The sequence below is a fragment of the Kitasatospora sp. GAS204B genome (assembly GCF_029892155.1).
In the GTDB taxonomy this organism is placed as follows: Bacteria; Actinomycetota; Actinomycetes; order Streptomycetales; family Streptomycetaceae; genus Kitasatospora.
This window is the reverse complement of the sequence record NZ_JARZAG010000007.1, coordinates 177,196-199,103: the sequence shown is the minus strand read 5'-3', so window position 1 is coordinate 199,103 and position 21,908 is coordinate 177,196. Positions and strand designations below refer to the sequence as shown.

General features: G+C 73.7%; 21 protein-coding genes. 13 read left to right on the top strand and 8 right to left on the bottom strand.

Features of this window, described 5'->3' with window-relative positions:
• Window positions 1-354 precede the first annotated feature (354 nt).
• Window positions 355-1,026, bottom strand: a complete 672-nt coding sequence (locus P3T41_RS12225; protein WP_280689725.1) for a bifunctional DNA primase/polymerase — start codon at window positions 1,024-1,026, stop codon at window positions 355-357.
• Between the two features lie 519 nt (window positions 1,027-1,545).
• Between P3T41_RS12225 and P3T41_RS12220 the strand changes: the two genes are divergently transcribed.
• The gene (locus P3T41_RS12220) at window positions 1,546-2,922 is read left to right on the top strand and encodes a transcriptional regulator (RefSeq protein WP_280689724.1); all 1,377 of its coding nucleotides are present in this window, start codon (window positions 1,546-1,548) and stop codon (window positions 2,920-2,922) included.
• A gap of 290 nt (window positions 2,923-3,212) precedes the next feature.
• Window positions 3,213-4,400, top strand: coding sequence for a hypothetical protein (locus tag P3T41_RS12215; RefSeq protein WP_280689723.1), 1,188 nt, complete (start codon window positions 3,213-3,215; stop codon window positions 4,398-4,400).
• A 12-nt stretch (window positions 4,401-4,412) separates the two neighbouring features.
• Here the strand turns inward: P3T41_RS12215 and P3T41_RS12210 are convergent, their stop codons facing one another.
• Window positions 4,413-5,234 (bottom strand): neprosin family prolyl endopeptidase, encoded by an 822-nt coding sequence (locus tag P3T41_RS12210; RefSeq protein ID WP_280689722.1) that lies wholly within the window; start codon window positions 5,232-5,234, stop codon window positions 4,413-4,415.
• 140 nt (window positions 5,235-5,374) lie between these two features.
• On the opposite strand from P3T41_RS12210, the gene P3T41_RS12205 reads away from it, so the two are divergent.
• Window positions 5,375-6,721, top strand: a complete 1,347-nt coding sequence (locus P3T41_RS12205) for a helix-turn-helix domain-containing protein (RefSeq protein WP_280689882.1) — start codon at window positions 5,375-5,377, stop codon at window positions 6,719-6,721.
• A 60-nt stretch (window positions 6,722-6,781) separates the two neighbouring features.
• Here P3T41_RS12205 and P3T41_RS12200 read toward each other — a convergent pair whose 3' ends face one another.
• The gene (locus P3T41_RS12200; RefSeq protein WP_280689721.1) at window positions 6,782-8,095 is read right to left on the bottom strand and encodes an ABC transporter substrate-binding protein; all 1,314 of its coding nucleotides are present in this window, start codon (window positions 8,093-8,095) and stop codon (window positions 6,782-6,784) included.
• 157 nt (window positions 8,096-8,252) lie between these two features.
• Between P3T41_RS12200 and P3T41_RS12195 the strand changes: the two genes are divergently transcribed.
• Window positions 8,253-8,771, top strand: coding sequence for a hypothetical protein (locus tag P3T41_RS12195; protein ID WP_280689720.1), 519 nt, complete (start codon window positions 8,253-8,255; stop codon window positions 8,769-8,771).
• Window positions 8,772-8,862: 91 nt separating this feature from the next.
• Window positions 8,863-9,741, top strand: a complete 879-nt coding sequence (gene purU, locus P3T41_RS12190) for a formyltetrahydrofolate deformylase (RefSeq protein ID WP_280689719.1) — start codon at window positions 8,863-8,865, stop codon at window positions 9,739-9,741.
• Between the two features lie 13 nt (window positions 9,742-9,754).
• Here purU and P3T41_RS12185 read toward each other — a convergent pair whose 3' ends face one another.
• Together P3T41_RS12185 and P3T41_RS12180 are read right to left on the bottom strand one after the other, a co-directional pair.
• Complete coding sequence (locus tag P3T41_RS12185; RefSeq protein WP_280689718.1) at window positions 9,755-10,942, bottom strand: maleylpyruvate isomerase N-terminal domain-containing protein; 1,188 nt, start codon at window positions 10,940-10,942, stop codon at window positions 9,755-9,757.
• A gap of 50 nt (window positions 10,943-10,992) precedes the next feature.
• Entirely contained in the window at window positions 10,993-11,490 is a 498-nt protein-coding gene (locus tag P3T41_RS12180; protein ID WP_280689717.1) for a sigma-70 family RNA polymerase sigma factor, read from the bottom strand.
• A 222-nt stretch (window positions 11,491-11,712) separates the two neighbouring features.
• Between P3T41_RS12180 and P3T41_RS12175 the strand changes: the two genes are divergently transcribed.
• Window positions 11,713-12,162, top strand: a complete 450-nt coding sequence (locus tag P3T41_RS12175) for an ATP-binding protein (RefSeq protein ID WP_280689716.1) — start codon at window positions 11,713-11,715, stop codon at window positions 12,160-12,162.
• A 339-nt stretch (window positions 12,163-12,501) separates the two neighbouring features.
• Here P3T41_RS12175 and P3T41_RS12170 read toward each other — a convergent pair whose 3' ends face one another.
• Window positions 12,502-13,482 carry a helix-turn-helix domain-containing protein gene (locus tag P3T41_RS12170; RefSeq protein WP_280689715.1) on the bottom strand — a complete coding sequence of 327 codons (981 nt, stop codon included), beginning with the start codon at window positions 13,480-13,482 and terminating at the stop codon, window positions 12,502-12,504.
• Between the two features lie 148 nt (window positions 13,483-13,630).
• Between P3T41_RS12170 and P3T41_RS12165 the strand changes: the two genes are divergently transcribed.
• The 4 genes from P3T41_RS12165 to P3T41_RS12150 all read left to right on the top strand — a co-directional run bounded on the left by P3T41_RS12165 (window position 13,631) and on the right by P3T41_RS12150 (window position 17,039).
• Window positions 13,631-14,956, top strand: coding sequence for an MFS transporter (locus P3T41_RS12165; protein ID WP_280689881.1), 1,326 nt, complete (start codon window positions 13,631-13,633; stop codon window positions 14,954-14,956).
• An 11-nt stretch (window positions 14,957-14,967) separates the two neighbouring features.
• Entirely contained in the window at window positions 14,968-15,507 is a 540-nt protein-coding gene (locus P3T41_RS12160) for a GNAT family N-acetyltransferase (RefSeq protein WP_280689714.1), read from the top strand.
• 93 nt (window positions 15,508-15,600) lie between these two features.
• Window positions 15,601-16,005, top strand: coding sequence for a DUF4229 domain-containing protein (locus tag P3T41_RS12155; protein ID WP_280689713.1), 405 nt, complete (start codon window positions 15,601-15,603; stop codon window positions 16,003-16,005).
• Window positions 16,006-16,010: 5 nt separating this feature from the next.
• Window positions 16,011-17,039, top strand: coding sequence for a LacI family DNA-binding transcriptional regulator (locus tag P3T41_RS12150; protein ID WP_280689712.1), 1,029 nt, complete (start codon window positions 16,011-16,013; stop codon window positions 17,037-17,039).
• 1 nt (window position 17,040) lies between these two features.
• On the opposite strand, the gene P3T41_RS12145 is transcribed toward P3T41_RS12150, so the two are convergent.
• Window positions 17,041-17,883, bottom strand: coding sequence for an alpha/beta hydrolase (locus tag P3T41_RS12145; RefSeq protein WP_280689711.1), 843 nt, complete (start codon window positions 17,881-17,883; stop codon window positions 17,041-17,043).
• A gap of 92 nt (window positions 17,884-17,975) precedes the next feature.
• On the opposite strand from P3T41_RS12145, the gene P3T41_RS12140 reads away from it, so the two are divergent.
• Both P3T41_RS12140 and P3T41_RS12135 read left to right on the top strand, forming a co-directional pair.
• Window positions 17,976-18,260: a hypothetical protein gene (locus P3T41_RS12140; protein ID WP_280689710.1), complete on the top strand. Its 285-nt coding sequence runs from the start codon at window positions 17,976-17,978 to the stop codon at window positions 18,258-18,260.
• Complete coding sequence (locus P3T41_RS12135; protein WP_280689709.1) at window positions 18,242-18,655, top strand: PIN domain-containing protein; 414 nt, start codon at window positions 18,242-18,244, stop codon at window positions 18,653-18,655. Before P3T41_RS12140 ends, P3T41_RS12135 begins: the two co-directional genes overlap by 19 nt.
• 99 nt (window positions 18,656-18,754) lie before the next feature.
• On the opposite strand, the gene P3T41_RS12130 is transcribed toward P3T41_RS12135, so the two are convergent.
• Window positions 18,755-19,972 (bottom strand): MFS transporter, encoded by a 1,218-nt coding sequence (locus tag P3T41_RS12130; RefSeq protein WP_280689708.1) that lies wholly within the window; start codon window positions 19,970-19,972, stop codon window positions 18,755-18,757.
• Window positions 19,973-20,412: 440 nt separating this feature from the next.
• Here P3T41_RS12130 and P3T41_RS12125 point away from each other — a divergent pair, with 440 nt between their 5' ends.
• Complete coding sequence (locus P3T41_RS12125) at window positions 20,413-21,759, top strand: dicarboxylate/amino acid:cation symporter (RefSeq protein ID WP_280689707.1); 1,347 nt, start codon at window positions 20,413-20,415, stop codon at window positions 21,757-21,759.
• Window positions 21,760-21,908 lie beyond the last annotated feature (149 nt).

Here is a 21,908-nt window from a genome sequence, read left to right as displayed (position 1 = left end):
TGACGCAGGGCCCGGCACGTCCCCACGTGCCGGGCCCTGCGCGGTCCCCACCCTGATCCCCCTGATCCCCCCTGATCCCCCCCGATCCCCTCCGTGCCACGCCCGGCTTCCCCGTCCCGGCGTCCCCTCCGGCTCCCCCGGTTCCTGTGCCCCCGGTCCCGGTGTCTCTCTGCCAGCTGTCCCTTTCGTTGTGGTTTGTGCTCTCGGTGCCTGCCTCATTCATCCCCGGGGTGGCCGGTGCCAATCCCGTGGCCCTGTCACTCGTCCGAGCGGCTTGGCCCGTTGATCACCGGGTAGGCGGCATGCCGGAGAGCGGGCCCGATGTCCGGACCCGCCCTGGTGGTTGACGTCGCGTCAGCGCGACCGCACCGGCGCCGCCTGAGGTCGCGCCTTGGGCGGCGGGACCACCCGGGCGGCCGGCGCGTCCCGGCCGCAGGCGTAGGCCAGCGGATTGATCAGCTCGGCGGCGTCCGGCAGCCAGCGGTTGAGCGCGGACGGCGGCCTGGCCCACTGCGCGAAGCTGTACGGCCCGATCCGGGAGGGCGGCGCGACGATCCAGTCGCCCTCGCCGTGGACCGCCAGATCCAGCCGCCCCGGCCCCCAGCCGAGTTTGCGGAGCATCTCCGGCAGCTTGGCCACCGCCCCGGGCAGCACCAGGAAGAGCAGCCGGCGTCCGCGCTGCCCGGCCACGGCCGGCACCGAGACGACCGGGCCGAGCTGCAGCTGCAACCGCTCCATCCGGGCCAGCGCCAGGCAGCCGGCCACCTCGGGGACGTCCAGCGCGTCGAAGGAGCGCCCGGTCGGCAGCAGGATCGAGGACTGCGGCTGCTCCGTCCACCAGCGGCGCACCACGCCGGGGCCCGCGCTGGCCCGCCGCTGCCAGTCCTGGGTGGTGGGATGCGCCCCCGGCAGCGGGCAGTTCGGCAGGCCGCACGAGCAGCGGGCCGGCCCGTCCTCCTCGATCAGGCGGGTGCCGGGCACGATCTCCCAGTGCCGCTCCTCCGCGTACCTGACCGCCTCGATCAAGAGCGGGGAGATCGGCTTTCCGTCACTGCCCTGTTCAGGGGCTCCTGGGGTCTCTTCCACATGCAGCACAACTGCCCCGTGTGGAGCGGGTTACGGGGTGGCGCGGGGTCGGTCGTCGGGAGCGGGCAATGTCACCCGAACCGGTGAGAGGCGGCGCGGGGCCGGCTGCCGCCGCGGTGGGCGGCGTATGCGTCTGGTGAGGTGGCGCGCCCTGGCGCGGAACCTGGCGCTCCGCAGGCGTTGGGGCGGCGTTGCCATGGCGTTCGCCCCCCGTCGATCGGGTGGGCGCAACGGGGGCGCACAGGAGCATTTAGCAGGGCGCGCACGCTGATCCGGTCGTCCGCATGGGTATCCCGATGGTGTCGTTGATCGCTAACCTGGCCTCAAGTTCCTTCACTGGCCGGGTAGTCGGCTGCGCCATCGGACACCCCTCGGGGAGCCCGTCCGGCACGTCGGCACCAGAGCAGCAGAGTCGACGCCCGCCGGCCAGAACCCGGGGGCGCTGGGGAGGCGAAGCCCATGGCCGCGAGACAACTCGTCGCACGACAGCCCAACGAGCGTCTGCAGTCGCTGATCCAGGAGGCGAGCTGCTCCAACGCGGGTCTCGCCCGCCGGGTCAACCTCTGCGGTGCCGAACACGGGCTCGATCTGCGGTATGACAAGACCTCGGTCGCCCGCTGGCTGCGCGGCCAGCAACCGCGCGGCCAGGCACCGGCGGTGATCGCCGAGGCGCTGGGCCGCAAGCTCGGCCGCGGGGTGACCGTGGACGAGATCGGCATGGCCGACGGCAAGAACCTCACCTCGGGGGTCGGCCTGCAGTTCGCCGCCACCCTGAGCGGTGCCCTGGAGCAGGTCTGCGAGCTCTGGCGCAGCGACGTCAGCCGCCGCGACTTCCTCAACGGCGCCTCGGTGGCGGCCTCCGCGCTGGTCGAGCCCAGCCGGGACTGGCTGATCACCCCGCCGGACCCGGTGGTCGCCCGCACCGGCGGCCCGCGGGTGGGCCCGGCGGACGTCTCGGCGATCCGGGCCACCACCGAGATGCTGGTCGATCTGGACCACCGGTTCGGCAGCGGGCACGTCCGCCCGGTGGTGGTCCACTACCTGAACAGCGTGGTCTCCGGGCTGCTCAGCGGCGGCTACCGGGAGGAGACCGGGCGTCAGTTGTTCGCCGCGGTGGCCCGGTTGACGGAGCTGGCCGGCTACATGGCGGTGGACACCGGGCAGCCCGGGCTGGCCCAGCGGTACTACATCCAGGCGCTGCGCCTGGCCCAGGCCGCCGACGACCGCGGCTACGGCGGCTACGTGCTGGCGGCCTCGATGAGCCACCTGGCGGCCACCCTGGGCAACCCCCGGGAGATCGCCCAACTCGCCCGGGCCGCACAGGAGGGCGCCCGCGCGGTGGCCACCCCGACCGCGATGGCGATGTTCTACGCGGCCGAGGCGCGCGGGCACGCGCTGCTGGGCGACGTCCGATCCTGCGAGTTGGTGGCGGCCAAGGCGGTCGCGGCGATGGAGCGGCGCAATCCCGAGGACGACCCGGACTGGATCGCGCACTTCGACGAGGCCTACCTGGCCGACGAGTTGGCGCACTGCTACCGGGACCTGGAGCTGTCCAAGCAGGCCGAGCGGCAGGCCAGGATCGCCCTCGACCTGCACCCGGTCACCCGGGTGCGGCGCCGTGCGGTGGACCTGGTGCTGCTGGCCACCGCGCAGTTGCAGCAGCGCGACATCGAACGGGCCTGCGAGACCGGGGCCCAGGCGATGCGGCTGCTGAACGGGCTGCGCTCCAACCGGGGCGTGGAGTACCTGGACGACTTCCGGCGGCGGCTGGAGCCGTACCGGGACCACCGGGTGGTGCGCGAGTTCCAGCAGCGGGCCGAAGTGGAGGCGGCGTGAGTGAATTTTGACGGCTCCGCACCGGATGGGAGGCGAATGCGGCAGGAGTCGCGAAGGTAACGCCCGCCCGCGTGGTCACCCGTAGCGGTGAACCGGTAGCGTGGGCGGGACGTTCCGATGGAACTCCAGTAGAAGTGTGGTCCGCCGTCAGCCGAGCGCGCGGCAGAACCGAGGAAGGCCCGGGTGCTCACACCGGACAGACAGTGCGGGCGGTTCGCCATCAGACGGACCGCCCGGCCGCCGCTGACCGTACCGGTGCGCTCATGGCCGTGCACAGGTGAGGATTCGCGTTGAGCCAGCGCCGCTCGTACCCCAACTCCGGTGACTTCAATCTGGACGATCTGTTCCGCCCGGAGCCGGCCGCCCCCACACAGGCGCAGCAGCCGCCGGTGCCGCCGCAGCAGCAGCAACCGCAGCCGCCGCAGCAGGCCGGGCCGCAGTCCCGCCCCGGCGAGCCCGAGTACCTCGCGCCCGGGGCGCCCTGGGGCGAGCAGCCGACCGGGTACGGCGCCCAGCCGGCGCCCGAGCCGGCCGGTGAGACGCAGTACCTGCCGCCGTACCCGACCAGCGAGCCGGCCGCGGGGCAGAGCTTCGGTGGCCAGCAGTCGTTCGGTGGCCAGCAGGGCTTCGGTGGCCAGCAGAGCTTCGACGGGCAGCAGCAGTCGTTCGGTGGCCAGCAGGGCTACGGCGACCAGCAGAGCTTCGGTGGGCAGCAGAACTTCACCACCTCTGCGCAGAACCCGCAGTATCCGCACACCCCGGCCTACCCGGCCCCCAACGAGCAGACCACCCGGCTCGGCCGGGCCGGTGGCGGTCCGGCCGAGCCGGGCGGCCGGTTCTCCCGCAAGGCCGTGGTCGGCGGCGTGGTGGCCGCCTGCGTGGTCGGCGGCATCCTGGTCGGCGTGCTGGCCAGCGGTGGCGGTTCCGACACGACCAAGCCGAAGGCCAAGCACACGGCGGCCAAGGGCACCGAGAGCCCGACCGGCACCCCGAGCGGCGCCACGAACGGCAACAGCGCGCTGAGCCCGCAGGCGCAGGCCCAGGCCCAGGCGCTGTCCAGCCTGCTCGGCACGGCCAACGCCAGCCGGCAGGCGGTGATCGGCGCGGTCGGCGCGGTCAAGAAGTGCGACAACCCGGCCGCCGCCCAGACCGCGCTGACCCAGGCCTCGACCCAGCGCAAGCAGCTGATGACCAGCCTGGCCGCCCTGAAGGTGGACAAGCTGCCCACCGGCCAGCAGCTGGTCGACCAGCTCAACCAGGCCTGGCAGGCCTCGGCCAACGCGGACGACGCGTACGCGGCCTGGGCGGGCGACTTCGCCCAGAGCTGCGACCCGACCAAGGTCGGCCAGGACCCCAACCTGCAGAGCGGTGACCAGGCCAGCGGCGCCGCCACCACCGCCAAGGGGCAGGCCTCCGGCACCTGGAACGCCATCGCCCAGCAGGCCGGGCTGTCCTCGCTCAGCCCGGCGCAGCTGTAGCGCTCGTAGCCGTCAGCAGGGGCCGGTGCCCGGGCCGCCGAGGTGGAACGAGGTCGGCGTGACCTGGCCCGCCGCGTACAGGGCCGGGCTGGTCGCGGTGACCGTGAGCTTGGCGCGGTCGGTGGCGCCGAGCAGGTGGAAGTCGGAGATCCAGCCCGAGCCGTGCGAGGCGGGGAAGCGGCCGTCGCCCATCTGCTCGCAGGTGCTGCCACTGGCGTGCGCCACCTCGCCGAACGCGGTGACCATCTGCGCCCGGGTGTAGGTCCCGTTCCAGAGCGAGCCGGGGAAGTAGCCGACCGCCTTCTCGTTGTAGAAGACCCACCAGTCGCCGCCCACGTTCTGGATGCTGAACCGGGCGGGTGTGCCCGGCCGCAGCGCCATGCCCGCCTTGGCGGTCCGGGAGACCTGGACGAAGCCGCAGCCGTTGTAGCAGCTGGTCGCGCCGTCCACCCAGTGGTAGACGAACAGGTGCGGCAGCACGTCGCCGTTCAGCCCGAAGTCCACGGTCCAGCCGATCTCCACGGTGGACTTCTGGTCGCCGGACTGCAGCGCCAGTTCCTGCAGCGAGTGCGAGTCGGTGTCCCCGGGCTTGATCGCGGGCGCGGCCTGGAGCATCCGCACGGTCGCCCCGGCGGTGTCGGTGACCTGGCGACCGGACACGTAGTCGTAGCAGGCGCCGAACCAGCAGACCGGGCCGCTGCCGCTGACCAGCGGCGGACCGAGCGGGGCGGGGCTGGGGGCGGCGGTGGCCTGGGCCGTGGGGGCGGCGGCCAGCAGGCTGAGGGCGGCGGCGAGCGTGGTGGCACCGCTGATGAGGGCCTGGCGTATGCGCATGGGGGTTCCGTTCCGGTCGGGCGAGTGGGGGAGCGCGCTGTTAAGCCTTGATGTAAGTGTGTTTACACATCCACTTACATTGGCGGTTAAGCTAGTGCCGCCAGACCCGCCCCGCAATACCCTGTGCGAGCGTGACGACCATGAACGACGAGCCGACCGACCGCGCCGGCATCGGCCCCCGGGTGCTGCGGCTGCGCACCGAGCGGGGCCTGACCCAGCGCGCCCTGGCGGAGCCCGACTACACCGCCGCGTACATCTCCACCCTGGAGGCGGGCAAGGTCCGCCCGTCCGAGACCGCGCTGCGCCACCTCGCGGACCGGCTCGGGGTCAGCGTCGAGCAGCTCGTCACCGGGCGCCCGCCGCACCTGGCCGCCGAGCTCGGCCTGCGCCTGGCCGAGGCACGCCAACTGCTCTGCGCCGGCGAGCCCGCCGAGGCCGCCGTCCGCTTCGCCGCGCTGGCCGCCGAGGCCGAGCGGCACGGCCTGGCCGAGCAGCACGCGGCGGCGCTGCTCGGCCGCGGCGACTGCGCCCTGGACACCGGCGAACTCGACCAGGCCATCGAGCACTTCCAGGCGGTCGAGGAGCTGCTCCGGGACGCCCCGCTGCCGCAGCGGGTGCCGGCCCTGCGCGGCCGGGCGGTGGCCCACCTGCTCGCGGGCGACCTGCGGTACTCGTGCTACCTGCTGGAGAGCGCGATCGACCAGCTCAACACCGGCGGCCTGGCCGACCCGCAGGCGCTGCTGCTGCTCTACTCCGCGGTGATCGCTCCGTACATGGACCTGGGCGCCCACCGCCGGGCCGCGCAGGCCGCCGAACTCGCCCTGGCGCTGGCCCCGCGGGTCGACGACCCGGCGCTGGTGGCCCGGCTGCACCGGGGCGTGGCCCGCACCCTGCTCGCCGAGGGCCGGGCGGCCGAGGCCGAGGCCTCGCTGGCCAAGGCCCAGGAGCTCTACCAGCAGCTGCGGATCCGCACCGAACTCGCGCACTGCCACTGGATGCGCGGCTACCTGCGGGCCCAGGACGGCGAGTTGGCTGCCGCCGAGCGCGAACTGCGCACCGCCCGCGAGCTGCTGGCACAGGGGCGGACCACCCTCTACCTCCAGCAGATCGACGTCGAACTGGCCGACGTGCTACGCCGCGCAGGGCGGCCGGACGAGGCGGTGGCGCTGCTGGCCGACCTGCTCGACTCGCTGCACCCGGGGCGCGGCGCGGTGCACGGCGGCGCCGCGCACCGCCTGCTGGGCCGGCTCGCCGAGGAGCGCGGCGAGCCGGGTGCGGCGGAGGCGCACTACCGGGCGGCGCTGGAACTGCTGCAGGGCGCGGGCGCGACGGCCGACCTGGCCGACCTGTGCCGCCTGCTGGGCGACCTGCTGCGCCGCACCGGGCGTCTGGAGGCCGCGCTGGACGTCTACCGCAGCGGCCTGGGCCACCAGGCCGCGCCGGGCACCACCACGCTCGGCCCGGCCCCGGCGGCCCCGCCACTCTGACCGGCCGGGCCGCCAGGGCGTCAGGGTGTCAGGCCGTCAGGGTGCGAGGCCGGGGTCAGGTCAGGACGGCAGCGGTGTGGGCGTCCCGGGGCCGGCCGGCGGCTTGCCGCCGGTCAGCACCCAGCGCACGTCCACGAAGCCCGGCTGCGGCTCGGCCAGCCGTCCGTTCTTCACCTGCTGGAAGGTGACCGAGGTGTTCACCAGCCGCGGTGTGTCGGCGCTGGCGAGCATGCTGGTCAGCCCCCAGCTGAGCGGCGGGGTGGCGCCGCCGGTGTTGATCGGCGTGCCGCCGTCCAGTTCGCCGCGCAGCGCCGTCGCGGTCACCGGCTGGTCGCCCAGCCGCTGCACGGACTGGAGGAAGACCTGGTAGGCGACCCAGGTGGTCTCCACCCCGGGGTCGGAGACGTCGATGCTGGCCAGCCCGGCGGCGGCCCGGCCGTTCACCACCGCGCGCAGCGGGTCCCAGACCTTGGACACCTCCGGCGGGTACCAGCCGGTCGCGTAGGCGTCGGCCAGCGGGCCGCTGTCGCCGCCGGTGGAGTCCACCACGGACTGCTGGAAGCTGCCGATCACCGAGGCGAGCCGGGTGTTCTGGCGCGGCTGGCGGCGCAGCGCGTCCAGCAGGTTGACGGTGGGGACCGGGCTGAGCGCGGCGGTGACGCAGTTGCCGGGCCGGTCGGCGCCGATCGCCTGCTGGGCCTGGGCGGTGAAGTCGGAGGAGGTCTCCCTGGCCGGGACGTCGGTCAGCTTGACGTTGTCCGGGGCCAGCGCGGCGGCCAGCGCGCCGACCAGGGTGTCGCCGACCGGGGTGTCGGGCCGGATCAGGGCCACCGTCCGGCAGCCGGCCGCGACCAACTGCCGCCCGCTGCCGGCGATCAGCGCGGGGGTGCCGCCGGCCACGGGGTAGGAGATCGGGCTGGTGAACTCGGGGCTGGAGAGGCCGTAGCCGCCGATGTACGGGATGCCCTTGGCCGACAGCTGCGGCATGAAGGCTTCGCCGTACTGGCTGTAGGAGCCGATCACCGCGACCGCGCCGGCCGCCACGGCCTGGGCGGCGCAGGCGGTGGCACCGTCGGCGGTGTTGTGCTCGTTGCAGGTCAGCACCTTGAGCCGGTGCCCGGCCACCCCGCCCTGGGCGTTGACGGTGTCGCCGATCGCGGTGGCCAGCGTGGTCATCCCGGGCCGGTCGGTCGACCCGGTGTTGGCCGGTGCCCAGGTCATCACGGTCAGTTCGGCCTGGTCGGTGCCGGCGGCGGCCGAACCGCCGCAGCCCGAGGTGGCGAGCAGCGCGGGGAGCAGCGCCGCGGTGGCGGCCAGCCCCACCGCGCGACCGCGCGTGGTCCGGCCGGGCCGCGGCCCAGGTGTTCGAGTCATCGTGGCTCTCCCCTTGCCGTCGACGGGTACGCCAACAGCTTTGATGGGGGTTCACACGGCCAGAGGGCGGAAATCCGTACAGTCGGCAAACGTGAGATGAACACGATTTGTGAACGCGTGTAGATCCCGTTCGGACGGGAACGTACGATCGTTGCCCATGGCGGTCAGCACAGAATCTTCGAACAGCTCTCCACGAAACCCTTCTCGTCCGGGGCGCCGCTCGAGCACCATGGGCGGCATGCCGCTCAACGATCTGCCCTGGTGGCGCTGGCGCGCCCGGTTGCGCTCAGCCCTGCACATGCTCGCCGACCCCACTTTCCAGCAGGACTACTGGGCGGGCGGTCGACCGGGCTACGGAGATGTGACCGACGCCGTCTACCGCCTGGTCGAGGACAGCTGGCTGGACCGCTGGTCGGCCGAGAAGTACGTGGGCACCGTCGTGCGGGACGCCGCCGAGGCGGCCCTGGTGGACGCCGCCGTGCTGCGCGTGCTGCGGATCCTGCACGAGGTCGGCGCGGACGCCCCGGCGGCCGCCTATCTCGGGCATCCCGACTGGCCGGACGCGGTCGCGGCGGCCTGGGCCGCGCACGAACTGCTGGCGCTCAACGACGGCGAGGACCCGCAGCTGCCGCCTCGTTCGCTCGAAGTGCTGAGGATCCTCACCCGGATCGGCTGACCGGCACCCGGCTGTGCCACCCTTGACGGATTCGGACCGCCCCCCGAGTCCCGGGCGGTCTCACAGCCGGGCGACCCCGAAGGACCAAGTGGTGGAGCAGCAGACCGCGACCGAGCCGATCCAGTACGTGCTGACCATCTCCTGCCCGGACCGGCAGGGGATCGTCCACGCGGTCTCCAGCTATCTCTTCATGACCGGCTGCAACATCATCGACAGCCAGCAGTTCGGCGACCGGGACCCCGACAGCGGGCTCTTCTTCATGCGGGTGCACTTCGCGGCCGAGAAGCCGGTGAGCCTGGAGGGCCTGCGGGCCAGCTTCGTGGCGATCGGCGCCTCGTTCGGGATGGAGTGGGAGATCCACCCGGCCGAGGCGAAGATGCGGGTGGTGCTGATGGTCAGCAAGTTCGGGCACTGCCTGAACGACCTGCTGTTCCGTACCTCGATCGGCGCGCTGCCGGTGGAGATCGTCGCGGTGGTCTCCAACCACACCGACTTCGAGGAGCTGACCGCCTCCTACGGCGTCCGCTTCGTGCACCTGCCGGTCACCCGGGAGACCAAGGCGCAGGCCGAGCGGCAACTGCTCGACCTGGTCGAGGCCGAGGGCGTCGAGCTGGTGGTGCTGGCCCGCTACATGCAGGTGCTCTCGGACGACCTGTGCAAGGCGCTCTCCGGCCGCGTGATCAACATCCACCACTCCTTCCTGCCGAGCTTCAAGGGCGCCAAGCCGTACCACCAGGCGCACGTGCGGGGCGTGAAGCTGATCGGTGCGACCGCCCACTACGTGACCGCCGACCTGGACGAGGGGCCGATCATCGAGCAGGAGGTGGCCCGGGTGCGGCACGACGTGACGCCGGACCAACTGGTCGCCATCGGCCGGGACGTGGAGTGCCAGGCGCTGGCCCGCGCGGTGAAGTGGCACAGCGAGCACCGGGTGCTGCTGGACGGGACGCGGACGGTCGTCTTCGCGTAGGCCCTGTCCAGGGTCAGGGGCGCGACAGCAGCGGTACCGCCGCCAGCAGTTCGCGGATCGCCTCCCGGTCGCCGTACTCGCCGACCGGCAGGTGCGCCGGGTCCCGGTGCGCGGCCGCGAGTTGGCAGAATTCCACGCCGTCGATCACCAGTTCGGCGACCGGGTCGCGCATTGCTTCGTCGCGCGTCCCTTCGTCGGCCGTCGCTTCGTCGGCCCGCACGGTGCCGGTCGGCGGCGGGCCGTCCAGCGGGATCAGCCACTCGCCGTTGGCCGGGCCCTCGATCACCAGCCGCAGCGTGCGGGCCGCGCCCGCGCTCGGGGCCGGGCCCGTGTAGGCGTGCCGCCGCCGGCCGGCCAGGGCGCCGGGCAGCATCCGGGCGGCCAGGTCGACCATCTGCCGCAGGTGCGGCGGGGCCGGGACGGCGTACGGGTAGTCGACCGCGCGGGCCACGTCATCGCCGTGGATCCAGGTCTCGAAGGCCCGGTCGATGAAGGCGTCGCGGACCGCGAACCGGGCGAAGCCGTAGTCCACCGGCGCCTCGGCGGCGGCAGGGCCGATCTCGCGCAGCACCGCCTGGGTCTGCGCCCGCCAGAGCGCGCGCACCGCCGCCGGGGTGGCGCCGGCCTGGGCCCGGGTCAGTCGATCGGTGCGGTCCAGCAGTTCGCGGAACGGATCGGCCGGCTCCGCGCGGTCGCCGCCCTGCGCGGGCACCCGCGGCGCACCATCCGGCACCGGATCGGGCAGGCCGAGCGCCTGGGCGAGCAGCCCGTCCACCGCGGCCAGATGGCAGAGCACCTCGGCCGGGCGGCGTCTGGGCACCCCGCCGTGCCAGGGCAGTTCGGCCACCTCCTGCCACTCGGCCGGGCCCAGGTCGCGCAGCAGCGCGTCCAGCTTGGCGGTCTCCGCCGCGTACGGGGCGGCCCACGGGGCGAGCGGGCGGTCGGCCGCGCGGCGGGTCAGGCAGAAGTCGAGCACCTGCTGGCGCAGCCCGTCCGGCTGGTCCAGCGGGTCGTCGGCGCGCAGCCGGGCGGCGGCCCGGCGCAGCCGTTCGCCCTCCTCGGCGCAGTCCGGGCAGTCGGCCAGGTGCCGCTCCAGCTCGGCACCCTCCTCGGGCAGGCAGGCCTGCAGCGCCCAGGCGCCGAGCAGGCCGCGCAGCACCTCGTGTTCCTGCTCCGTCCGCACGAGCTGAACTCCCGTCATCGCCGCGGCCCCTGCCGCAGCCGCACAGCTGCCGCCATCATGACCCGCCATCATGACCCGGAGTCCAGTGCCGAGGCCAGCAGCTGCAGGCCCAGGCGCAGGCGCTGCTTGGTCGCCTGCTCGCTGATGCCCAGGCGCCGGGCGGTCTCCTGGTAGGTCCGGCCGTCCAGCCAGGTGGTCTCCAGGGTCTCGCGCAGCGGCAGCGGCAACGCGGCCACCACGTACTGCACCTGGGCGTCGGCGGTCCGGTCGTCGATCTCGGCCTCGCCCAGGTCGGCTCGGCGCAGCCGCTCCACGGCGTGCCGACGGGTGAGTTCGCCGACCCAGGAGCGCAGCGAGCGCAGCTCGGGGTCGAACTCCTCCGGGTGCTCCCAGAGATGGCCGAAGACCTCGCGGGTGAGCTGTGCCGCGGCCGCCTCGTCGCCCAGGATCCGCCAGGCCAGGCCGTGCACCAACGGCGCGAGCTGGTCGTAGAGCTCGCCGAGGGCGCTCTCCTCGCCACGGGCCAACCGCGACCGCATCTGCTGGTCCCAGTCCGGTGCGGTCATGACTCCACGGTATAGCGGGCCCGGCGGCTCCGAGGGCCTTTTATCCGAAGAGCTGTGGGGCGTGTTCGAGGGCGGCTGGACATATGTCGCACGGGTGGTTTCGCCGCGTGGCCGCCGCTGGTCACCGGGGCCGGAGCGGTAGGTTCGTCACGCCGGTGCACACACCGACCGACGTCGAGGACAGTCCTACCGGTAGCTCGTCAGGCAGCAGGTGGTGGAGCGGTGCAGGTGCTTCAGGTACAGCTGGCGGTGGCGCCCGACCCCGTCGAGGTCGGCCGGGCCCGCCGATGGGTCCGCGCGCAGGTGCTCGCCTTCGGGGCGGCCCCGGACGCGTCGTTCGCCGAGGCGCTGGTGCTGGTGGTCTCCGAGCTGGTGACCAACGCGGTGGTGCACACCGGGCGCCCCGCCGTGCTGCGGCTCTGCTGGCCGCCGGACACGGCGCCGCTGCGGGTGGAGGTGGCCGACGCCTGCTGCACCGCGCCCGCGCCCCGGCACGCGAGCGCGGCGGCCACCAACGGGCGGGGCCTGGAGCTGGTCGAGCTGCTCTGCGCGCGCTGGGGCTGGTATCCGCAGGGCTCGGGCAAGTTGGTCTGGTGCGAGATCGACCGGGACGGGGCGGGCTGCGGAGAGTCGGTCCAGTCGGGGCACGCCTCCGGGGCGTTGACGGCCTGACGCCGGCGGCCTGACGTCGGGGACCTGACGGCCTGACGGCCGGATTGTGCCGTTGCCCCGGCCGAAACGGAGCGCAACCATTCCGAATTTCGGACAAGCCATTGACGTGTCGTATCCAGCTGATCACTGTTGGGTCAGCTCTCCGTCGCGAGGGGACGCCAAGGACCAGGTGGCTTGGGGGATCGGGCTTTCGGGCCGGGTCGGTCGCCGCAGCCTTGGCGAGTGCGGAGCGCCGCGTGCGGGTCAGGGCCCGTACCGGTGGCCGCCCGGGTCAGGAACGCCCGGCGCGGCCGCCGTGCTTTGCGGCGAGTCCTCCACCGAGCTTCGTGCCGGCGCCGCTCAGCCGGCCGGTGTGCGGAAGGTCCGCCGGTAGGCGCTCGGCGCCAGGTCCAGCCGCTCGCGCAGCTGCAGTCGCAACGAGGCCGCCGTGCCGAACCCGGACCGCCGGGCCACCTGGTCGATGCTCAGTTCGGTGCGCTCCAGCAACTCGCGGGCCAGCGCGGTGCGCTGCACGGTCAGCCACTGTCCCGGGCTGCTCCCGGTCTCCTCGCGGAACCGCCGGGTGAAGGTGCGCACGCTCATCCGGGCCCGCTCGGCGAGCTGGCGCAGCGTCAGCGGTTCGTCCAGGTGCCGCAGCGCCCAGTCGCGCACCGCCGCCGTGCTGTCGCCGGTGTTGCCGCTCGGGGTGGGCAGGTCGACGTACTGCCGCTGCCCGCCGTCGCGCCACGGCGGCACCAGGCAGGTGCGGGCCACCTGGTTGGCCACCGCGCTGCCGTGGTCGCGGCGCACCATGTGCAGGCAGAGGTCCACCCCGGCGGCCACCCCGCCGGAGGTGAGCACATCGCCGTCGTCCACGTAGAGCACGTCGGGGTCCAGTCGCACGCGTGGGAAGAGCTGGGCGAAGCGCTCGGTGTAGCGCCAGTGGGTGGTGGCCGGGCGCCCGTCCAGCAGCCCGGCGGCGGCCAGCACGAAGGCGCCGGTGCAGATCGAGGCGATCCTGGCGCCGGGGCGGATCCGGGCCAGCGCGGCGGCCAGCGGCTCGTCCAACCCGCCGCACAGGAAGCTCGGTCCGAGGTCGCGGGCGGCCGGGATCAGTACCGTGTCGGCCTGCTCCAGGAGTTCGGGGCCGTGGTCGACGCTGATCGTGAAGTCGCTGCTGGTGGCCACCGGGCGGCCGTCCACCGTGCAGGTGGCGACCTGGTAGAGCGGGCTGCCGTCCGCGGCCGTCGCGGACTCGAAGATGCGGGAGGGTATGCCGAGTTCGAAGGCGATCACGCGGTCCAGGGCCAGGACCGCCACGCGGTGTGGTGCCGTCGTCATGCGCCCCATTCTGGCTGCACCACCCGGCCGATGGCCCGATTTTGACGGAAGCTGGCAGTCGGGCCACTCGTCGTGCCGCCGGGCGCTCGCGAGACTCGGTCGGGTGACCACCGAGCTGACCCCTTCCGCCGCCGACCGCCCCGACCGCCTGGACCAGCCCGACGGCCCCGGCCGGCGCCCGACCGGCCGCCGTCCCGCCGCCGGCCTGCACTACGCCTGGATCGTGGCCGCCGTCTCGCTGCTGGTGCTGGTCGGCTCGGCCGGCTTCCGCTCCGCGCCCGGCCTGATGATGGACGCCTGGAACAGCCAGTTCGGCTGGTCGCACGCCACCATCGGGATCGCCGTCTCGGTCAACCTCACCCTCTACGGCCTGACCGCCCCGTTCGCCGCCGCGCTGATGGACCGCTTCGGGGTGCGCCTGGTGGCGGTCTGCGCGCTGCTCACCATCTCGGTCGGCTCCGGGCTGACCGTGCTGATGACCCAGGCCTGGCAGTTGGTCCTCTGCTGGGGGTTCCTGGTGGGCCTGGGCAGCGGCAGCATGGCCGGCGCCTTCGCCACCACGATCAGCGGGCGCTGGTTCCACGCCCGGCAGGGCCTGGTGCTCGGCGTGCTGACGGCGGGCGGGGCGACCGGCAACCTGATCTTCCTGCCGGTGCTCTCCTGGCTGGTGCAGCACGAGGGTTGGAAGATGGCCGTCATGGTGGTCTCGCTCTGCGCCACCGCCGTCGCCGTCCCGGTGCTGCTGCTGATGCGCGAGCGGCCCGCCGACCTGGGATTGCTGCCGTACGGCGCGCGGCCCGGCGAGGTGGTGCCGGCCGCGGCCGGTGGGCGGGCCCTGTCGCGCACCCTGCGGGTGCTGCGGCACTGCCTGAAGGTGCGTCAGTTCTGGCTGCTGGCAGGCTCGTTCGCGATCTGCGGGGCCACCACGGTGGGCCTGGTCGGCACTCACTTCATCCCCGCCGCGCACGACCACGGGATGCCGGAGACCACGGCGGCGAGCCTGCTCGCGCTGATCGGCGTCTTCGACGTGTTCGGCACCGTGGCCAGCGGCTGGCTGACCGACCGGGTCGACTCGCGCCGCCTGCTGGTCGTCTACTACGCGCTGCGCGGCCTGTCGCTGGTGCTGCTGCCGCAGCTCTTCGCGGGGTCGGTGAAGCCGCCGTTCCTGGCGTTCGTGGTCTTCTACGGCCTGGACTGGGTGGCCACCGTGCCGCCCACCGTCGCGCTCTGCCGGCGGCACTTCGGCGAGGACGCGCCGATCGTCTTCGGCTGGGTGCTGGCCTGCCACCAGATCGGCGGTTCGATCGCCGCCACGGCGGCCGGGGTGCTGCGCGACCGGTACGGCAACTACGACCTGGCCTGGTACGGCGCGGGCGGGCTGTGCGCGCTGGCGGTGCTGCTCTGCCTGGCGCTGCGCGGCCGACCGGGGCGGGCCGGGGCAGGGGTCGGGCCGGCTGTCGCACCCGCCCAGTAGCATCGATGAGCATGACCTTGCACTTCGCCCTCGACCCCGAACTGACGCCCGAGCTGCGCGCGGAGATCGTCACGCTCTGGACCGACGCCACCAACGCGGGCGGTGCGGTGGGCTTCGTCCCGCCGGCGACCGAGGACCGGGTCTGGCCGACGGCGCGCAAGCAGTTCGCCGGCATCGGCAAGGAGGGCGACCCGGACGCCGACCGGCTGTTGATAGCCAGGTCCGGGGACGTGCTCGCCGGGGTGCTCTTCTTCGAGTCGATGCGCTTCGACCTGATGGACCACTGGCGGTTGCTGAAGCGGGTCATGGTGGCGCCCTCGCTGCAGGGGCGCGGCTACGGCGTCGAGTTGATGGCCGAGGCGGAGCGGATCGGCCGCGCCTGGGGCCTGGCCGGGCTGCGGCTCACGGCGCGCGGCGGGATGGGCCTGGAGAAGTTCTACGGGCGCTGCGGGTACACCGAGGTCGGCCGGGTGCCGGGCGCGATCCGGGTGGCGCCGGGGGACGAGCGGGACGACATCACCTTCTGGCGCGATCTGCGTCCGCAGGCGTAGCGCCGGACGGGCGGGCGCCGGGCGCCCGGTTCGGCATGCTTCACTGGGAGACTGCCCCACCCGCCGTACCGCCCGTCCCGGAGGAATCCACCCGTGAGCAGCAGCAAGTCGCACGCCACGCTTCGATACACGTCCCTGCGGGCCAGCATCTTCCTCGCCTGCCTGCTGGTCACCACGCTGCTGGGCCATTTCCAGATCATCCCGGTGGTGGGCGCCACCGGCCTCGTCTTCCTGGTGCTGCTGGCCGGCCTGATCTCGGCGCCGATCAGCTACGTGGTGCTGAGCAAGCAGCGCGACGAGATGTCCGAGCAGGTCGTGAACAAGGTCAACACCATCCGCTCGCGCACCGGCCAGCGGATCGCCGCGCAGAACGCCGAGGAGGACGCGGCCGTCGACGCCGCGCGCGCCGCGTCGACGGGCGCCGCGGCCGGCGCTGGTGCCGCTGCCGAGGCCAGTGCCGAGGCCGGCGCCGAGGCCGGCGCGTCCCAGCAGTCCTGACCGCCGTGCCGACGCCCGCCGAGTCCGGGCACCCCGGGCCCGGTACCCCGACCCGGCGCCCCACCGGCCGCGACGTGGCCCAGCTGGCCGGCGTCTCGCAGGCGACCGTCTCGCTGGTCTTCTCCGGCGCCGAGGCCGGCCACCGGGTCTCCGCCGCCACCCGCCAGCGGGTGCTGGACGCGGCCCGCGGGCTCGGCTACCGCCCGCAGGCGGCCGGCCGCCAGCTGCGGCTGGGCCGCAGCGGCCTGGTGCTGCTCGCCGTCCCCAACCTGCAAGGCCCGTTCTTCGGCCGGGTGCTGGCCGGCGTGCACGAGGAGGCCGCCCGGCACGGTCTCGACGTCGTGGTCAGCTCCGGCTGGAGCGCCACCACCCTCGCCGAGGCCGCCACCACCAGCCGTTTCGACGGGCTGCTGATCTGCTCCCCGGACGACAGCCAGCTCGGCGAGCTGCCCGCGGGCACCCCGGCGGTCTTCCTGGACGCCGACCCGGCCGCGGCCGGCGGCGCCCCCACCGTCGAGTTGGACCTCGCGGGCGGCATGGCGGCCGCCGTCGGCCACCTGCTCGCCCTCGGCCACCGCCGCCTGGGCCGGCTCCGCTCCACCCACAGCGCGCACACCTTCCGGGTCCGCCAGGCCGCCTTCGAGGCCGCCGCCCAGGGCCTGGCCGTGCTGGAGCTCGGCGTGCCGCTCAACCGCGGCGAATCCGCCGCCCGGGCCGCCGCCACCGAGCTGCTCAGCCGCCCCGACCGCCCGCACGCCGTGCTCTGCGACGACGACGTGGTCGCCTCCGGCGTCTACCAGGCCGCCGCCGACCTGGGCCTGCGGATCCCGCACGACCTCTCGGTGGTCGGCATCGACAACGTCTCCGTCGCCGCCCTGCTCACCCCGCCGCTGACCACCGTCGACCTGCCCGGCGAACACCTGGGCGAGGTCGGCGTCGCGGCGCTGGTGGCCCGGCTGGACGGCCGCGCGGCGCAGCCGGTGGCGCCGCTGGCGACCTCACTGATCGTCAGGTCCTCGACGGCGCCGGCCTGAGCTACCGCCCCAGGAACGTCGCGACCGCCGTCGTGAGCCACCCGGCGTCGTCCAGCCACGGGAAGTGCCCCGCACCCGGCTGCACGGCGAGCCGGGCGTTCGGGAACAGGGCGGCGAACTCTCTCGCGTGGGCCGGCGTGGTGCTCCAGTCCAGCTCGCCGGCCACCAGCAGCACCGGCGCCGGGAGGACGGCGAGCGCGGCGCGGGTGGCGTCCGGGTCGAACGCGCCGTCCGCCAGGAAGCGGTCGGCGGCGTCCTCGTTCTGCTGTTCCTCCCCGGACGCGTCGAATGCCTGCACCGCCGCGTCCCAACGGCCGTAGTGGAACGGGGCGATGGCCAGCCAACTGGCGTCCGTGTCCGCCCCGGCCTCGATCGCCTCGAAGCCGGCGTAGGCCGCCGCGAACCACGGCTCGTCCTTGCGCAGCAACGCCGCCGTGCGCCTGGTCTCGCCGGTCACCGGGATGCCGACGGCCCGGGTGCTCGGGGCGATCAGCGCGAGCCGGCCGATCCGCCCCGGGTGCCGCTCGGCGTACCGCACCGCGAGGTTGGCGCCGGCGGAGTGGCCGAGCAGGTCGATCCGCTCCAGGCCCAGGTGCTCGCGCAGCGCCTCGACGTCGCCGACCAGGCGGTCGCAGCGGTACGACTCCGCGTCCTCGGGCACCGCGGAGTCGCCGGTGCCCCGCAGGTGCAGCACGATCAGCTGCCGGTGCGCGGCGAGGCCGCCGAGGTCGCCCAGGTATCCGGGGTCCCGCATCGGACCGCCGGGCAGGCAGACCAGCGGGGCTCCCTCGCCATGGAGGTGGTAGGCGAGGACGGTGCCGTCGGGCGCGCTGAAGGTGGGCATGGCGGGGAGCTTGGCAGGGCGCGAGGTCGCGGGCAACGGGTTTGTGGCGTGGGAGCCCAGTGGGATTCCTACTCGTTTGATAATCTGGCCCCATGACCGAGACTCCCTACAGCATCGGCGAGGGTCCCGCGACGCGCGTGAGCCTCTCGCTGCCCGAGGGCACCGCCGAGGCGATCCGCACCCGGGTCGGGAAGCGTGAGTTCTCCGCCTTCATCGCCTCGGCGGTGGAGCGGGAGCTGCGCGGGCAGCTCCTGGACGAGTACCTCGCCGACTACGAGCGCCGCAAGGGCCCGGTCTCCCCGCCGGAACAGGCGCGCGCCCAGCAGGTGTTCGACGAGGTCTTCGCCGAGGAGGGCGGATGGCCCGCCGCAAGCTGAGCCAGCAGGGCACGTTGGTGCTCGACTCCGAGGGGCTGTCGAAGCTGGTCCACGACCACGAGCCGACCGTCGCGCTGGTCGCCGAAGCCCGCAAACGCGGTATGGAGGTGGTGATCAGCGCACTGACCATCATCGAGGCCGTCCACGGGCGCACGGACCAGGCCCGGCTCCGCCGGCTGCTGTCCGGGGTGCGGATCGTCCATGTCGGCGACGAAGAGGCTCGGGCCGCCTCCGCACTGCTGATCGCTGCCGGCCTGCACGGGCACAAGTACGCGATCGACGCGGTGGTAGCCGAGTTGGCGCTGCGGCAGCAGCGGCCGGTGGTCATGCTGACCTCTGACCTGGACGACAAGGTCAAGCTCTGTGGCGAGCAGGTCCGACTGGTGGCGGTGTAGTGATCGCCGGCCGCGTTGCGATGGTCCCAGGACTCCCCACCAGGATCCTGAGTGACCGTCAGCGTGCGTGCCTGCGTGCCTGCGTACGGGCCGCAGCCGTCAGCCGGCCAGCGCCGCCCGCGCTGCCGTCGCTGCCACCGCCGGAGCCACCGGCCGCAGTTGCCGCCGGGCGACGAAGAGCAGTACCCCGCCGAGGCTGATCCCGCCGACCGCGCACCAGGCCACCGCCGCGAGCGAGCCGGACACCAGCGAGCCGGAGACCGCGTAGCCGAGCGCGTTGCCGGTGGCGAACAGGGTGATCAGCCAGGCGAAGGCCTCGGTGACCGTCCCGGTCGGGGCCAGCTCGGCGACCAGCACGAAGGCCGCCGCGAGCAGCGGGGCCAGGCCGAGGCCGGAGACGAAGGCGAGCGCCGCCATCGGTCCGGGGCCGGGCAGCAGGAGCAGCGGCAGGTAGCAGGCGCCCATCGCCAGGGCCAGCGCCCAGGTCCGGGTCGCGGTGTCGCTGCGCCAGCGCATGGCGCCGTAGCCGAGCGCGCCGAGCAGCCCGGCCAGGGCCGCCAGGGCGAGCAGCAGCCCGGCGCCGCCCGGCAGTTGGTGCGGGTGGCGCTCGGCGTAGGCGATGAAGAGGACGTTCTGCGCGCCGACCGTCCACCCCGCGCCGGCCAGGCCGATCAACAGCAGGACCAGGCCGGGGGAGCGCAGCGGGCCGAGCAGTCCGGCGCCGTGCTCGCGGGGCGGCGCCTGCCAGCGGCGGGCCGGTCCGGCGGTGGCGACCACCAGGGCGCCGGCCAGGCCGAGGCCGGCGGCGGCCCACAGCGCGGCGACCGGGCTGGCGACCGCGGCGATGCCGGCCACCGCCAATGGGCCTGCCACGTAGAGGATCTGCTGGGAGGCGGAGTCGAAGGCGTAGGCGGTGTCGAGCTGCTCCTCGGCGACCACCTCGGGCCAGAGTGCGCGCAGGCAGGGTTCGAGCGGCGGCATGCACAGGCCGGCCAGCGCGGCGCCGCCGATCGCGGCCGCCGGGTTGCCGGGGGCGAGCGCCAGTAGCGCGTAGCCGAGCCCGGCGACCACGGCGGAGCTGAGCAGCACCTTGGGCTGCCCGGTGCGGTCGACGAGCCGCCCGAGCACCGGGCCGCCGATCGCCGCCGAGATCGCGTAGGCGGCCGTGGCCAGCCCGATCCTGCTGTACGGCGCGCCCGCCTCGCGCAGCGCGAGCGCGACGACGAGCGCGGTCATGCCGGCCGGGAGGCGGCCGAGCAGGGTGCCGAGCAGCAGTCGGGTCACGTGCGGGGCACGGAGCAGGGCGAGGTAGCCCACGGGGGTCTCCCGGGCGGTGGTGGTGGCGGATGGCTCCTCAAGTTATTCGTATAACCATGGGCCGTCAATCTGACTGCCCGTTGATCGGACCGGCACTTGGTGTGGCGGCCTCGCACATGCCGCCCTGTTCGCATATCAAAGAAGTACTTTGAACATCTCAAATATTTACTGTTAGTGTGTCGCCCATGACCACCCCAGGCGCACTCCGGCAGCAGGACATGAGCGACGCGCTCATGCCGTGCGCGCTGCCGCTGTCGCCGTGCCTGCCGGGTGCAGGCCGCTCGTGTCGCTTTCCGAGCTGTAGCTAGGCGGCGTACCCCTCGCTACGAACCGTCCGGCTGATCGGCTGCCCGGCTGATCCGGCCCGGACATCTCCCGTGCGCCGCCCGCCCCTGCCGTTGCCCGCGCTTTCCCCCGTCCTGCCCCGGAGCCGCACCCCCATGTCCACTGCCACCCCCGCCCCCGCGCCGTCGGGCCTGGCCCGCCTGCGCCGCACCCCGTTCTGGGTGCAGAACGTCGCCGGCCTGGTGCTCGGCGTCGTGCTGGGCTTCGTCGCCCGCCAGAACGACGTCTCCTGGCTGACCACCACGCTGGACACGGTCGGCAAGACCTTCGTCCAGCTGCTCAAGCTGGCCGTCCCGCCGCTGGTCTTCACCGCGATCGTGGTCTCGATCGCCAACCTGCGCAACGTCACCAACGCCGCCCGGCTGGCCGTGCGGACCCTGCTCTGGTTCGGCATCACCAGCCTCATCGCGGTCTCCATCGGGCTGGCGATCGGCCTGGCCACCGACCCGGGCCACGGCACCCACTTCGCCACCAGCGGCCTCAAGGCCCCGGCCGACGCCGGCTCCTGGGTCGACTTCCTGACCGGCATCATCCCGACCAACATCGCCGACGCGTTCCTCAAGGTGAACGTGCTGCAGATCGTCTTCCTCGCGGTCGTGGCCGGCGCCGCGATCCTGAAGGCCGGCGAAAAGGCCGCGCCGGTACTGAAGTTGAGCGAGTCGCTGCTGGAGCTCGTGCAGACCGCGCTCTGGTGGGTGATCCGGCTCGCCCCGCTCGGCACGCTCGGCCTGATCGGCAAGTCCGTCGCCGAGTACGGCTGGGACCTGCTGCGCCCGCTCGCCACGTTCACGCTCGACATCTACGTCGGCTGCGCGCTGGTGCTCTTCGTCGTCTACTCGTTGCTGCTGCGCTTCGTCGGTGGCCTCAACCCGCTGCGTTTCTTCCAGGGCGCCTGGCCGGCCATCCAGTTGGCCTTCGTCTCCCGCTCATCGGTCGGCACCCTGCCGGTCACCCGCCGGGTCACCGAACGCCTTGGCGTCCCGAGCGAGTACGCCTCGTTCGCCGTCCCGTTCGGCGCGACCACGAAGATGGACGGCTGCGCCGCGATCTACCCGTCGATCGCCGCGATCTTCGTCGCGCAGGTCTACGGCATCCACCTGGGCGTCGGCGACTACCTGCTGATCGCGTTCGTCTCGGTGATCGGCTCCGCTGCGACGGCCGGCCTCACGGGCGCGATCGTGATGCTGACGCTGACCCTCTCCACGCTCGGTCTGCCGCTGGAGGGCGTGGGCCTGCTGCTGGCGATCGACCCGATCCTGGACATGATGAGGACGGCGACGAACGTGGCGGGGCAGGTCGTGGTGCCGTTGCTGGTGTCGGCCCGGGAGGGAATCCTCGATCGCGGCGCCTACAACGACCCGACCGGTGACCTGTACGAGGGGCGGAGTTCGGCTGTCGAGAGCGGGGTCACTGGTCCGGACAGGCTCCCTGCTGCTGCGTGACCATGCGCCCGGCCCCCTTCCCGTCTTTCTCGGGAAGGGGGCCGGCTCATGCTCCGGCCCTGGCTCCAGGAATCTCTGACAGATAGTCAGATCTTGGCGATTCTGGGCGGTGTGCGGGGCCGGCGGGTAGGCCGCCTCGACGGCGAACA

Excerpts from the sequence above, each read along its gene's own strand:
- P3T41_RS12220 (WP_280689724.1), top strand. The coding sequence starts at position 1,546 with ATGGCCGCGAGACAACTCGTCGCACGACAGCCCAACGAGCGTCTGCAG.
- P3T41_RS12210 (WP_280689722.1), bottom strand. The coding sequence starts at position 5,234 with ATGCGCATACGCCAGGCCCTCATCAGCGGTGCCACCACGCTCGCCGCC.
- P3T41_RS12205 (WP_280689882.1), top strand. The coding sequence starts at position 5,375 with ATGAACGACGAGCCGACCGACCGCGCCGGCATCGGCCCCCGGGTGCTG.
- P3T41_RS12200 (WP_280689721.1), bottom strand. The coding sequence starts at position 8,095 with ATGACTCGAACACCTGGGCCGCGGCCCGGCCGGACCACGCGCGGTCGC.
- P3T41_RS12195 (WP_280689720.1), top strand. The coding sequence starts at position 8,253 with ATGGCGGTCAGCACAGAATCTTCGAACAGCTCTCCACGAAACCCTTCT.
- P3T41_RS12185 (WP_280689718.1), bottom strand. The coding sequence starts at position 10,942 with ATGACGGGAGTTCAGCTCGTGCGGACGGAGCAGGAACACGAGGTGCTG.
- P3T41_RS12180 (WP_280689717.1), bottom strand. The coding sequence starts at position 11,490 with ATGACCGCACCGGACTGGGACCAGCAGATGCGGTCGCGGTTGGCCCGT.
- P3T41_RS12170 (WP_280689715.1), bottom strand. The coding sequence starts at position 13,482 with ATGACGACGGCACCACACCGCGTGGCGGTCCTGGCCCTGGACCGCGTG.
- P3T41_RS12160 (WP_280689714.1), top strand. The coding sequence starts at position 14,968 with ATGACCTTGCACTTCGCCCTCGACCCCGAACTGACGCCCGAGCTGCGC.
- P3T41_RS12145 (WP_280689711.1), bottom strand. The coding sequence starts at position 17,883 with ATGCCCACCTTCAGCGCGCCCGACGGCACCGTCCTCGCCTACCACCTC.
- P3T41_RS12140 (WP_280689710.1), top strand. The coding sequence starts at position 17,976 with ATGACCGAGACTCCCTACAGCATCGGCGAGGGTCCCGCGACGCGCGTG.
- P3T41_RS12135 (WP_280689709.1), top strand. The coding sequence starts at position 18,242 with ATGGCCCGCCGCAAGCTGAGCCAGCAGGGCACGTTGGTGCTCGACTCC.
- P3T41_RS12125 (WP_280689707.1), top strand. The coding sequence starts at position 20,413 with ATGTCCACTGCCACCCCCGCCCCCGCGCCGTCGGGCCTGGCCCGCCTG.